We start from the raw sequence: 12243 nt of genomic DNA, 5'->3' as shown, positions 1-12243 counted from the left end.
GCTCTCGACTCAGGGTCAAATGCCTGGACGACCCACTGAGCGGGCCGCCTGGTATTCCAACTGCCGCTCGTATAACCCTTTCGCTGTCAATGTCCCCAGCACCAGGGCGCCGCCCAACAGCGCCACGGCACTGGGCCGCTCACCCAGGATGCCCCAGGCCCACAGCGTGCCCACCACCACCTCGAGCAACAGCAGCAGGCCCACCTCGGCCGCCGGCAAGTAGAGCGGCCCGCGCTGCAGCAGGGTGACACCGACCGGCACGATGAACAGGCACAGCAGCACGACATAAGCGCCACTTTGTAGACCAGGCAGTGGCAGATGCCCACTGCCCAGCAGCAGAACGAGCGACGCTCCGCTACCGACGATCAGCCCGTTGAACACCAGCATGGGGCTCATGTCGATTCCCGGCCGGCGTCGGCAAAGCGTGAAGTTGAGCGCAAGCGTCGTTGCCGCTATCAGGGCGAAGCCGTTGCCGAGCCAGCTGCCCGCGCCGGCATCATCGATCACGATCATGCCGATACCCAGCATGCAGGCGCCGATCGCCAGCCAGGTACGCCGCGGCAACCGCTCGTTGAGGATGAGGCGCGAGAACAGCGCCGCGATCAGGGGCGCGGCGGCAAGGATCATCAGGACATTGCCGGCCTTGGTGTACTGATTGCCCAGCACAAAGCCGCAGGTAGTCAGGCTGAACAGCAGCGCCACGGCGATGCCGGTGCCGCCACATCGGCGGTAGACGCCCAGGATGCCTCGCCCATGACGGGCCAGGGCGATCAGGAAGAAGCCCAGCCCGGAAAGGAAGCCTCGCCACATCAGGATCTCGGCATCGGGCAGCGCGGCGAGCTTGATCAGCAAGGCATCGGGGGACATGACAAGGGCCCCGCCACCGGTCAGGAGCAGGCCCTGCTGCCGGTGGGAGAGCCCCGATGAAGCCCCAGGCGCCATCAGGAGCGGGTATCGGCCAGCACGCCGATCACCTCGGGCACCAGCAGGTCCTGTGGCTCCACGCCGCGATATAGCCCCTCCACCGCCAGCGCGACGTCGCGCCGCGCCCCCAGCGCCTCCGTCATGGCGTGGTAGTAGCCCAGGTCCTTGGTGGCATTGGCCACGCTGAAGCGGAAGCCGGAGGGGTCGCCGCTTTCGATGAAGGGGCGCAGGCGTTCGAACACCACGCCGCCGCCCCCGCCCTTGCCCAGCACCTCGAGCAGCGCGGCATCGTCGATGCCTGCCTGGCGAGAGGCCGCGGCCGCCTCGGCGAGCACCGCCGAGAAGCCCAGGGAGACGAAGTTGTGCAGCAGCTTCAGGGTATGACCGGCGCTGACCTCTCCGGCATGGGCGATGTTCTCGGCGAAGGTCTCGAGCAGGGGCCGGGTCGCCGTGAACAGCGCCTCCGGGGCCCCGACGATCAGGTTCAGCCTTCCCTCCTCGGCTTCCTTCGGCGTCCGGGTCATGGCGGCATCCATGAAGCAGCCCCCCGCCTCGGCGATGCGCTCGGCGATGGCTCGGGTGGCACTCGGGATGGCCGTCGAACAGTCGATGATCAGAGTGCCTTGCCGCACTCCCTCCGATACGCCATCGGCATCGAAGAGCACGCTCTCCACCTGAGGGGTGCCCGTCACGCAGAGGATCACCACCTCCGAGCGCTCGGCCACCTCCCGGGGTGTGGCCGCCAACGTGCCACCGGCCGAGAGCAGGTCGTCCAGTGGCTGATTGCCGGGGTGATCCAGAATGACCAGGGGATAGCCGGCCTTCAGGATATTGCGGGCGATACCGTGCCCCATCAGGCCCGCTCCGATCAGGCCGATGCGCTGACGACTCTCCATGCGTTTCTCCTTTCCTGTCCGTGAATTCAGCCGTGGTGCAGTGCCACCGTCTTGATACGTGTGTAACTGCGCAGACCCTCAAACCCCTTCTCGCGACCATGCCCGGAACGGCCCACGCCGCCGAAGGGAAGCTCGATGCCGCCGGCGGCCCCATAGTTGTTGACGAAGACCTGACCGCTGCGGATCCCCTTCGCCAGTCGGAGCTGACGGCCACCATCGCGTGTCCAGATGCCGGCACAGAGGCCGAAGTCCGTGGCGTTGGCAAGCGCGAGCGCCTCGGCCTCGTCCTCGAAGACCTGGACCGCCAGGACCGGGCCGAAGAGCTCCTCACGTAATACCTCGTGACCCGCGGGGATATCGGTCAGCACCCTGGGCATCACGAAGTGGCCCCCTGCCGGCGCACGTTCTGCCATCTGGCCCTGGGCCAGGGTCCGGATGCCATCACGGGCCGCCGCCTCCAGGCGTGCCTCCAGCTTGGCCTTCTGCCGGGCGTTGATCAGCGGACCGCAATCGGCGTCGGCCTCCCCCACGTCACAGCGCAACGCCGAGAAGCGCTCGGCAAGGCGTTCCAGCACCCGGTCGGCGACCGACCGCTGCACCAGGAGGCGGCTTCCCGCCGAGCACGTCTGACCGGCATTCTGGATGATGCCGCGCACCAGGAAGGGCAGCGCGGCGTCGAGGTCGGCATCGTCGAACACCAGCTGGGGCGACTTGCCCCCCAGCTCCATGGTCACCGGCACATGGTGCTCGGCGGCCGCCTGGGTCACCAGGGTGCCCGTCTCCGGCGATCCGGTGAACGACAGGTGGTCGATGTCCGGGTGCGCCGACAGCGCGGCGCCCGCCTCGTGTCCCAGGCCGGGCACGAGGTTGAGTGCTCCCGCTGGCAACCCCTGCTCCACCGCCAGCTCCGCCAGTCGCAGCACGCTGAGGCAGGCATCCTCCGCCGGCTTGAGCACCACGGTGTTGCCGGCCGCCAGGGCCGCCGCCACGCAGCGCCCGAAGATCTGGGCAGGGTAGTTCCAGGGGATGATCTGCGCACAGACCCCATAGGGTTCACGCAGGGTCATCACCGCGAAGTCGTTCTCGAACGGGATGGTCTCGCCATGCAGCTTGTCGGCGGCACCGCCGTAGAACCGGAAGTAGCGCGCGCAGGCGGTGATATCCCCCCGCGCCTGGGTCATCGGCTTGCCGGTGTCGGCACACTCGAGGCGGGCCAGGCGTTCATGATCCGCCTCGATGGTGGCGGCGAACCCCAGCAACCATTCGCTGCGACGTCGTGCCGTCCAGGACGCCCATTCGCCCAGTTCACCGCTGAAGGCCTGGCGCGCCGCCTGAACGGCCGCCCCCACCTCGGCGGCCTGGCAGCGGGCAATCCGGGTGATGACCTCGCCACGGGACGGCGTCTCCACCTCCAGGGTATGCGGCGTGGTGACCCACTCGCCACCGATCAGTGCCTGCGGGCGGGGGTACTCGAGCGGTTCCGTCATGTGTCACTCCTTGTTGTTGTCGACGATATCAATAGAGCAGATCCACCAGCCCCAGGGAGATCCAGGGCATATACGTGATGGCCAGCAGACAGGCCAGCACCACCAGCACAAACCTCACCAGCCAGGGCAGCAGCTGGTCGATGGAGAGCTTGGCCACCGCGCAGGCGGCGAACAGGTTCACGCCCAACGGCGGGGTGAACATGCCGAGCGCCAGGTTGACCACCACGATCAGCCCGAAGTGGACCGGGTCGATCCCGTACTGCATCGCGATCGGGGTGAAGATGGGCGCGAGCACCAGGATGGCGGCGGAGGTCTCGATGAACATACCGATCACCAGCAGCATGACGTTGACCGCCAGCAGGAAGGTCCAGGGGCTCTCGAAGACCTGGGTGACCCACCCCGCCACCTGGGTCGGCAACCCCGAACGGCTGATCAGGAAGCTGAACAGCGCCGCGGCCGAGATGATCAGCATCACCGCCGCGGTGGAGATCACGCTCTCCTTGAGGATGGGCACCAGCTCCGCCCAGCTGAGCTCGCGGTAGACCAGCCCGCCCACCACCAGGGCGTAGACCACGGCGACGGCGGACGCCTCGGTGGGCGTGAACACCCCACCATAGATACCGCCGATCACCACCACCGGCATCAGCATCGCGGCCCAGGCTCGCTTGAACGCGGTCGGGAAGGCCTCCCGGTCCTCCCGGTCCTTGAGGCCGTAGCCCCGGACCTTGCAGAACAGATAGAGGAACAGCAGCAACGCGCCGCCGATCAGAAGCCCGGGACCGATACCCGCGATGAACAGCTTGCCGATGGAGGTATCGGTGCTGACGCCGTAGAGGATCAGCGGGATCGACGGGGGGATCAGCACGCCCAGCTCGGCCGAGGAGGCCTGGATCGAGGCCGCCAGCGGCCGGGGGTAGTCATGCTTGACCATCGCCGGGATCAGGATGGAGCCGATGGCGAAGGTCGTCGCCACGCTGGAGCCCGACACCGCGGCAAACATCATGCAGGTGAGCACGCAGGTCATGGCCAGTCCGCCCTGCAGGCCACCGACGATGGACTTGGCCAGGTCGACCAGCCGACGGGAGATGCCCCCCGCCGCCATCAGGTTACCGGCCAGGATGAAGAACGGGATCGCCATCAACGGGAAGTGGTCGATGCCGACAAACATCTGCTGGGGGACCAGCAGCAAGGGCAGGCGAGAGAAGAACTCGATGCCGATGATCGAGGCCAGCACGATCGACACGGCAATCGGCACGCCCAGGGCAAACAGGATGATCAGCGACAGGCCGATGGCAGCATTCATGGGGTATCACTCCTCTCTGCCACGATGGGCGTTTCCTGCAGGGTGTCTTCTGTCACCGGGCCGATCTGGTCGATGCCCAGCGCCTGGGCGACGAGGCGGGCCAGCACGGCGATCAGGGCGAAGGCGGAGCCCACCGGCATGGCGGCATAGGCCCAGGCGATGGAGATCTCGAGGCCTGAGAGCATCTGGCTTCGCACGCGCAGCATCATGGCGATGCCGAACACGATCAGCACCACCAGCACGATGGCACAGCACAGCGCGATGAAAGCCTCGAGCCAGATCAGCCTGCGCCGGGGAAGCAGGCGATAGATGACCTCCACCGACATCATGAAACCACCACGAAACCCGGCGGCCGCGCCGAGGAAGACGCACCAGATCATGGTGGAACGCGAGATCACCTCGGACCAGGTCGACGGCGCGTCGAACACGAAACGGGTCAGCACCTGGTAGAAGCCCAGGCTGACCGAGATGATCAACATCACGATAGCGCCGAGCAGCGCCAGACGCGTGGTCTGCTGCTCGAGACGCAGGAAGAGTCGCAGCATTACAGCCACCTTTCGCTATGGGGCGCCCGGCCCTGGGCGGGCCGGGCTTTCGTCATGGCGGGTCAGCAGTCGCTGGCACGAATGCGGTCCAGCATCTCGCTGCCGTACTGCTCGGTGTAGATCTCGTAGGCCGGCTGCACCGCCTCCTGGAAGGGAGCCTTGTCGATATCGGTCTCGACGGTCATGCCGTTCTCGCGAAGCAGCGCGACACCTTCACGCTCGAGGCGAGAGACCTCTTCACGGGTCGCCTCGGCGGCGGCCTGGGCGGCCTCGACGAACCAGCCGCGCTCCTCGTCGGAGAGACCGTCCAGCAGGATCGGCGAGCCCAGCACGGCGGCCGGCGAGTAGACGTGACCGGTCAGTGACAGGTGGTCCTGCACTTCCCAGAACTTGGTGGCCACGATGACGGTGATCGGGTTCTCCTGGCCGTCCACGGTGCCCTGCTGCAGCGCGGTAAACACCTCCGGGAACGCCATGGGCGTCGGATGCACGCCCATCTGCTCGAAGGCCGCCATATGCACCTTGTTCTCCATGGTGCGCACCTTGAGGCCTTCGGCATCCGCCGGCGTCTTGACGGAGCGCTGGCTGTTGGTCATGTGGCGGAAACCGTTTTCCGACCAGGCCAGCCCCACGATGTCGTGATCGCTCATCTTGTCGAGCAGTTCCTGGCCGATCTCGCTGTCCAGCACACAGCGTGCCTGGTCGTAGTCCTCGAACAGGAACGGCAGATCGAGCACATAGGTCTCCGGCACGAAGTTGCCGAGAGGCCCGGTGGAGGTGATCACGACATCCACCGTACCGATCTGCAGTCCCTCGATCATGGCGCGCTCGCCGCCCAGCGCCCCGGCGGTATGCTCGACCACCTCGAACTCGCCATCACTCAGGCGCTCGAGGGTCTCCTTGAAGGCATCGGCGCCCACGGAGTAGTGGGAGCTGTCCGACAGGGTATGCCCCAGGTTGACGGTCTGCGCCGCCTGGGCATTCAGGGCCAGGAAGGCCAGGCTGGCGCCGGTGATGGCGGTGGTAAGCGTCTTGCGTGCAAAGTGAGCTGTCATTGTTATCACCTCGGTTGGGTTGGACACGCTTGAGTGACCCCGGGGGTCAGTGGCGCTCTTCCTGGAACGCCTGGAGGATGTCGCGAAAGTCCCTGTCGCGCTCGAAGCCCAGCACATCGGCGCGCCGGGTATGGAATCGGGTGGGCCAGCTGCCCACGATGGCCTGGATCTTCGTATCCGGCTCGTGGCGAATCCGCTCGACCGCCTGGGAGCCAGCCACCTCCCGGAGAGCATCGATCATCTCGGCGACGCTGACGGTGATCCCCGGCAGCATGAAGGCGCGAAACGGGCCGACCGCCTCGCCATCGACCTCGGCGCCGTGGACCAGGGCCTCGACCACCTTGCCCGGCGACATGACGAAGAGCTCCAGGTCGGTGGGCACCGGACAGATGGCCTCCTCTCCGTTCAAGGGTTCGCGCATGATGCTGGAGGCGAAACTTGAGGCGGCCGCATTGGGCCGGCCGGGACGGATGACGATGGTCGGCAGCCGCAGCACCAGGCCGTCGACCAGGCCGCGCCGGCTATAGTCATTGATCAGCAGCTCGCACATGGCCTTCTGGGTGCCATAGGAGTTCTGGGGGTGGAGCGCCGTCATGTCGTCGAGCGTCTCCGGCAGCTCGCCGCCGTAGGCCGCGACCGAACTCGCCATGATCAGCCGGGTGTTCCCCAGATCTCGCTGGCGGCATCCCTCGAGCAGGGCCCGAGTGGCATCCAGATTGACGGCAAGGCCCAGGTCGAGATCGGCCTCGGCCGCCGAGCTAACCACGGCCGCCAGGTGGTAGATCACATCCGGGCGTGCATCGAGCATGTCGTCGAAGGCCCCGGCGGCGGTGATGTCGCGTGCCTGGCTGACCACCTCGACACGCGACCCACCGGGCACCTCGGCCTCCACCTGGTCAAGCAGCGTGAGCCTCGTGATGGCCTGCCCGCGCAGCTCTCCTTGATCGAGCAGTTGCCGGATCAGGCGTTGACCGAGAAAACCGGCGGCGCCGGTAACCGCGATATGCATGGCCGTTTCGTCCTCTGATGGAAGTGGTAAGGATTGAAAGAACCGATGACAGGCACATGCCCCTGTCGGGTTGGACTCAGTGCGACATCAGCCCGAAGGCCTCCCCCCACGCCAGCCCGGACCGGGTATCGGCGGCGGGCCGATACTCACAGCCGATCCACCCCGCATAGCCCAGCGCCTCCAGGCGCTCGAAGAGGGCGGGATAGTGCACCTCTCCGCGGTCCGGCTCATGGCGCTCTGGAACACCGGCAATCTGGACATGGCCGATGTCACCGAACTGGTGCTCGAGGTGGCGTATCAGGTCACCGTCCATGATCTGGCAGTGATAGAGGTCGAACTGCAGGCGCAGGTTGGATTCACCCACCGCTTCCAGCACCGCCATCGCCTGGGCCTGACGCGACAGGAAGAACCCCGGCATGTCGCACGTATTGATCGGCTCGATCAACACCTCGCGCCCGACCCTGGCCGCCTCACGGGCGGCAAAGCGGAGATTCTCGATAAAGGTCGCGTGGTGCGCCTGACGGGTCGGCTCGTCCGCGCCCTCCGGGAGCAGGCCCGCCATCGCATGGACGCGAGGACAGTCGAGGGCCTCGGCGTAGCGCAGTGCTTCCACCACCGAGTCGCGAAACTCGGCTTCACGACCGGGCAGGCTGGCCAGGCCACGCTCGCCGGCCTCCCAGTCACCCGGCGGCAGGTTGAACAGCACCTGCTGCAGATGGCTCGCCTGCAGGGCATCCCGCAGGGTGTCCGGCGAGTGGTCATAGGGGAAGAGGTACTCCACGCCACGAAATCCCGCCTCGGAAGCCGCCGTGAAGCGATCCAGGAAATCATGTTCGGTGAACAGCATGCTCAGGTTGGCCGCCAGGCGAATCATGTCGGGCTCCTCAGTCGCGGGGAAAACGGGCTTCCAGCTCGGCCACCTGCTCGGGCGTCAATACACGAGGGTTGCGGCCATGCAGCAGCAGGAAGAGCTTGGCGGTCTCCTCCAGCTCCTCGGTGGCATAGACGGCTGCCTCAAGGCTCTTGCCCGCCACGACCGGTCCGTGGTTCGCCAACAGCACGGCACTGTGTTTGCCGGCCAGGCCGCGCACCGCGTCACCCAGGGTGGGATCGCCAGGCACGTGATAGGGCACCAGCGGCAGCCTGCCCACGCGCATCACATAGTAGGCCGTCAGCGGGGGAATGCAGTCGCAGGGATCGATATCGGGCAGACAGGAGACCGCCACCGAGTGTGTCGAGTGCAGATGGACTATCGCCTGGGATTGGGGCCGCTCGGCATACATGGCCATGTGCAGGAAATGTTCCTTGGTGGGCTTGTGGCCATCCAGCCATTCGCCCTGCCCCCCCAGGCGAGAGATCTCGGCCGGATCCAGGCGCCCCAGGCAGGCATTGGTGGGCGTCATCAGCCAGCCACCATCCTCCAGGCGCACGCTGATGTTGCCACTCGAGCCCATGGTGAGCCCTCGGTCGAACAGCGACCTGCCCAGCGTGGCGATCTGTTCGCGCAGACGTGTCTCGTGATGACGACTCATGCCCTGCTCTCCCCGGCGCTCAGCGCATCCAATACCTCGAAGGCACGAATGAAGAAATCCTCCGCTCCGAAGTTTCCGGATTTCAACGCCAGTGACAGCACCCCATCGCGGTCTATCATCGGCGATTGTGTCCAGGGCACCCCCGGGTCGATCTGCCCGCCGATGCGAAGCTCGCGCACCCTCAGCGCCGACACCACCGCACCGGAAGTTTCGCCACCGGCGACCACTAGGCGACCGACGCCTTCCGCCACCAGGCGACTGGCGAGCTGTCCCATGGCGTGCTCGACCAGCTCGCCCGCCCTCGCCACGCCCAGCGCCGCCTGAGCCGCCTTGACGCGTTCGGGATCGGCGGAGGCATACACCAGCACGGGGCCACCCGCGGCCAGATGCTCTCGTGCAAAGGCCTGCGCCTGGGCCAGGTGTTCGTCTCCCTCCGCCAGGGCCAGCGGGTCCAGTGAGATGCCGGGATGGTGTTCCAGGAAGTGCTTCACCTGAGACAGCGTGGCCCGGGAACAACTGCCCGACAGCACCAGGGCACTGCCCGTCGCCCTGGCCAGGCGACCCGGGTCGGCTACCGGTTCCAGCCAGCCGCGCCGGCGATACTGCTCGGGCAGTGCCTGGCCGAGTCCGGAGCCACCGGTCACCAGCGGGGTGTCCACCACGGCTTCGGCGAGCACGTCGAGATCCTGCTCATCCAGGGTGTCACAGATCACGTGACGGACTCCCCGCTCGGCCAGGGCATCGAGATGGCCGCGCGTGGCGCCAGCCCCCTGCGACAGGACATGACGTGACGCGAGGCCGACCGGATGGGGCGTCTGATGCCCGAGGAAGCGCACCAGGTCCGCATCCGTCATGGGATTGAGCGGGTGATGTTCCATGCCGCTCTCGTTGAGCAGCCGGTCACCGACAAAGAGGTGTCCCTGGTACACGGTGCGGCCGTTGACGGGAAAGGCGGGCACCATGACGGTCTGGCCACTCGCCAGTCGCTCCAGCAAGGCATCGGCGACGGGGCCGATGTTGCCGGCCTCCGTGGAATCGAACGTCGAGCAGTACTTGAAGAAGATCTGTCGAGCACCATGCGCCTGCAGCCACTCCAGCGCGGACAGAGACTCCACCACAGCCTCCTTGGCCGGCGTGGAGCGTGACTTCAGGGCGACCACCACGGCATCGACGTCGGACGGCTCGACGGAGGCGTCGGGAACGCCCAGCACCTGCACGCAACGCATGCCGGCCCTCACCAGGTTGTTGGCCAGGTCGGTCGCGCCGGTGAAGTCGTCGGCGATGGCGCCAAGTACCAGTGTCATGGTCAGGCCCCCTCCGGATCATTGGCGGCGGCGGGCAGGTCGATCCCCGAAAGGCGCTGGTAGACCTTGATCACCGCGGCATCGTCCTCGCGCCCGAAACCGGCGCCCCTGGCCGCCGTGAACTGTTGTAGCGCGCTGGACGCCACCGGCGTGGGCAAGGCCAGGTCCCGCCCGGTCTCATGCACTAAGTTGAGATCCTTGACGAAGATGTCGACGGCCGAGAGCGGCGTGTAGTCCCCCTTGAGGATGTGAGGGACCCGATTCTCGAACATCCAGGAGTTGCCCGCCGAGTGGGTGATGACCTCATATACCGTCTCGGGATCGAGCCCGAGGCGGATGCCCAGCGCCATCGCCTCCGCGGCGGTCGCGATGTGCACCCCGGCCAGCAGCTGGTTGACCAACTTCATGCTGGAGCCGACACCGGCGCTGTCGCCCAGGCGGTAGACGGTGGCGGCCATGGCATCCAGAACGGGCTCGGCCTTCTCGAAGGCGCCAGCGTCCCCGGAGGCCATCACCGACAGCTCACCGCTGCGTGCCTTGGCGGCACCACCACTGACGGGGGCATCCAGCATCGCCAGCCCCAGGCTTCCCAGGCGCTCCCCCAGCTCACGGGCGAAGGCGGGGGCAACGGTAGCGCACTGGATCACCAGGCTGCCCGGGGTCAGGTGGCGGGCCAGCCCCTGCTCACCGAACAGCACCGACTCGACCTGCTGGGCATTGACCACCAGCACCACCACGACATGACAGTCGGCAAGGTCGGAGGGAAGCGCGACGCTGCGCCCGCCCCCGGCCTCGAAGGCCTGGCGGGCCTGTTCGATGATGTCGCAGCCCACGACATCGAGGCCTCGCTCGTGAAGCGCCAGAGCGGTGCCTCGGCCCATGGCCCCCAGGCCGATCACGCCGATTCGCAGGCTTTGGTTTGGTTGGCTCACCGGACTCCCCCTGTAATTGTGTGGTCGCTTGTTCCGGGTTCGGCTGGTAGCGCTAACATGTTAGCGCTAACATTGTTGTAGAGGATCGGCCTTCATCCAGCAAGCGTCACGACAGGGAGTGCGACCAATGTCTACACATCCTCCCCAGCCACGTCACCGCAGGGGATCCGACCAGCCCACCCTGGCCCAGGTCGCGGAAATGGCCGGCGTCTCCTCCATCACAGCATCCCGGGCACTGAATGCCCCGGAGCGAGTGAACGATGCGACCCGACAGCGGGTGCTGGATGCCATGGACCGCCTGGGCTATGTGCCGAACCTCGTGGCGGGCAGCCTCGCCTCCTCGCGCTCGCGCTTCATCGCCGTCATCGTCCCATCGCTGGCCAACACGGTGTTCATCGAGGTGATCAAGGGCTTGCAGTCCACCTTCGAGGCGGCGGGCTACCAGATCCTGCTGGGCAACACGGATTACGATATCGAGCGCGAGCATCGGCTGGTCCGGACCTTTCTGGGCTGGTCCTGCTCCGCGCTGGTCACCGCCGGGCTTCGCCACACCGATGCCTGTCGCAAGCTCCTCAAGGGCTGCGATCGTCCGGTGATGGAGGTGATGGAGCTGGGCGATGCTTTGGATCTCAACGTGGGGCTCGACCATGTGGAGGCAGGACGTGCCATGGCGCGCCACCTGGTCGACAGAGGGTATCGACGCCCGCTCTTCGTGGGCGCAAGGCTGGGGGACGACTATCGGGCGCAGATGCGCTACCGCGGCCATGCCGAGATCCTGGAGGCTGCCGGCATGTCACCAACGGTGCTGGAGCTCGATCAGCTGGGCAGCCTGGAAGCGGGGGCCGCTGGCCTCGAGCGGGCAAGGCGCGAGACCCCCGATGTCGATGCGATCCACTTCGCCAACGACGACCTGGCCAGCGGCGCCCTCCTCCACGCCCTTCGGCTCGGGATCAGGGTGCCGGAAGAGGTGGCGATCGCAGGCTTCAACGGCCTCCCGTTGGGCCAGTTCATCACCCCGCGCCTGACCACCATCCAGTCACCCCGGGATACCATCGGTCGACTGGCGGCGCAGGAGCTCCTCCAGCGCCTGGAGGGCAAACGCGTCACCCGTCGTCAGCATGACGTCGGGTTCGAGCTGCTGATCGGGGACAGCACCTGAGTGGAAGGAACGAACCTTGCTTCTGGCAAGACTCGCTACCGGGCTTTCCGTAGCAGCTCGTGGCAAGTGTGAAGTCAGGGGCAAGCGCACAGACGGC

At 66.7% G+C, this 12243-nt stretch carries 12 protein-coding genes; 1 reads left to right on the top strand and 11 read right to left on the bottom strand.

The window, feature by feature from the left end:
• Positions 1-15: 15 nt before the first annotated feature.
• The 11 genes from BLP95_RS00820 to ltnD form a co-directional block, all read right to left on the bottom strand.
• Positions 16-867 carry a DMT family transporter gene (locus BLP95_RS00820; protein WP_245678643.1) on the bottom strand — a complete coding sequence of 284 codons (852 nt, stop codon included), beginning with the start codon at positions 865-867 and terminating at the stop codon, positions 16-18.
• Between the two features lie 74 nt (positions 868-941).
• Positions 942-1820, bottom strand: a complete 879-nt coding sequence (locus BLP95_RS00815) for an NAD(P)-dependent oxidoreductase (RefSeq protein WP_089676300.1) — start codon at positions 1818-1820, stop codon at positions 942-944.
• A gap of 26 nt (positions 1821-1846) precedes the next feature.
• On the bottom strand, positions 1847-3307 hold the full coding sequence (locus tag BLP95_RS00810; protein ID WP_089676299.1) for an aldehyde dehydrogenase family protein: 1461 nt from the start codon (positions 3305-3307) through the stop codon (positions 1847-1849).
• Between the two features lie 28 nt (positions 3308-3335).
• Positions 3336-4610, bottom strand: coding sequence for a TRAP transporter large permease (locus tag BLP95_RS00805; protein ID WP_089676298.1), 1275 nt, complete (start codon positions 4608-4610; stop codon positions 3336-3338).
• Positions 4607-5155 carry a TRAP transporter small permease gene (locus BLP95_RS00800; protein ID WP_089676297.1) on the bottom strand — a complete coding sequence of 183 codons (549 nt, stop codon included), beginning with the start codon at positions 5153-5155 and terminating at the stop codon, positions 4607-4609. Before BLP95_RS00800 ends, BLP95_RS00805 begins: the two co-directional genes overlap by 4 nt.
• A 62-nt stretch (positions 5156-5217) precedes the next feature.
• A complete protein-coding gene (locus tag BLP95_RS00795) occupies positions 5218-6210 on the bottom strand; it encodes a TRAP transporter substrate-binding protein (protein WP_089676296.1) in 993 nt (330 codons plus the stop codon).
• 46 nt (positions 6211-6256) lie between these two features.
• Positions 6257-7219 carry a D-erythronate dehydrogenase gene (gene denD / locus BLP95_RS00790; protein ID WP_089676295.1) on the bottom strand — a complete coding sequence of 321 codons (963 nt, stop codon included), beginning with the start codon at positions 7217-7219 and terminating at the stop codon, positions 6257-6259.
• 76 nt (positions 7220-7295) lie between these two features.
• Positions 7296-8093: a 2-oxo-tetronate isomerase gene (gene otnI / locus BLP95_RS00785; protein WP_089676294.1), complete on the bottom strand. Its 798-nt coding sequence runs from the start codon at positions 8091-8093 to the stop codon at positions 7296-7298.
• 10 nt (positions 8094-8103) lie between these two features.
• Positions 8104-8751: a 3-oxo-tetronate 4-phosphate decarboxylase gene (gene otnC, locus BLP95_RS00780; protein WP_089676293.1), complete on the bottom strand. Its 648-nt coding sequence runs from the start codon at positions 8749-8751 to the stop codon at positions 8104-8106.
• Positions 8748-10055 carry a 3-oxo-tetronate kinase gene (otnK, locus tag BLP95_RS00775; protein ID WP_089676292.1) on the bottom strand — a complete coding sequence of 436 codons (1308 nt, stop codon included), beginning with the start codon at positions 10053-10055 and terminating at the stop codon, positions 8748-8750. Before otnK ends, otnC begins: the two co-directional genes overlap by 4 nt.
• Positions 10056-10057: 2 nt before the next feature.
• Positions 10058-10987, bottom strand: coding sequence for an L-threonate dehydrogenase (ltnD, locus tag BLP95_RS00770; protein ID WP_089676291.1), 930 nt, complete (start codon positions 10985-10987; stop codon positions 10058-10060).
• 127 nt (positions 10988-11114) lie between these two features.
• Between ltnD and BLP95_RS00765 the strand changes: the two genes are divergently transcribed.
• A complete protein-coding gene (locus BLP95_RS00765; RefSeq protein WP_089676290.1) occupies positions 11115-12146 on the top strand; it encodes a LacI family DNA-binding transcriptional regulator in 1032 nt (343 codons plus the stop codon).
• Positions 12147-12243: the final 97 nt, after the last annotated feature.

The organism is Halomonas shengliensis (assembly GCF_900104135.1).
Taxonomy (GTDB): domain Bacteria; phylum Pseudomonadota; class Gammaproteobacteria; order Pseudomonadales; family Halomonadaceae; genus Halomonas; species Halomonas shengliensis.
The sequence above is the reverse complement of the archived record's forward strand: the minus strand, read 5'-3'. Positions and strand labels throughout refer to the sequence as shown.

Coding starts and splice junctions, on each gene's coding strand:
- BLP95_RS00805 (WP_089676298.1), bottom strand. CDS start 4,610: ATGAATGCTGCCATCGGCCTGTCGCTGATCATCCTGTTTGCCCTGGGC.
- denD (WP_089676295.1), bottom strand. CDS start 7,219: ATGCATATCGCGGTTACCGGCGCCGCCGGTTTTCTCGGTCAACGCCTG.
- otnC (WP_089676293.1), bottom strand. CDS start 8,751: ATGAGTCGTCATCACGAGACACGTCTGCGCGAACAGATCGCCACGCTG.
- otnK (WP_089676292.1), bottom strand. CDS start 10,055: ATGACACTGGTACTTGGCGCCATCGCCGACGACTTCACCGGCGCGACC.
- BLP95_RS00810 (WP_089676299.1), bottom strand. CDS start 3,307: ATGACGGAACCGCTCGAGTACCCCCGCCCGCAGGCACTGATCGGTGGC.
- otnI (WP_089676294.1), bottom strand. CDS start 8,093: ATGATTCGCCTGGCGGCCAACCTGAGCATGCTGTTCACCGAACATGAT.
- BLP95_RS00795 (WP_089676296.1), bottom strand. CDS start 6,210: ATGACAGCTCACTTTGCACGCAAGACGCTTACCACCGCCATCACCGGC.
- BLP95_RS00765 (WP_089676290.1), top strand. CDS start 11,115: ATGTCTACACATCCTCCCCAGCCACGTCACCGCAGGGGATCCGACCAG.
- BLP95_RS00815 (WP_089676300.1), bottom strand. CDS start 1,820: ATGGAGAGTCGTCAGCGCATCGGCCTGATCGGAGCGGGCCTGATGGGG.
- BLP95_RS00800 (WP_089676297.1), bottom strand. CDS start 5,155: ATGCTGCGACTCTTCCTGCGTCTCGAGCAGCAGACCACGCGTCTGGCG.
- BLP95_RS00820 (WP_245678643.1), bottom strand. CDS start 867: ATGTCCCCCGATGCCTTGCTGATCAAGCTCGCCGCGCTGCCCGATGCC.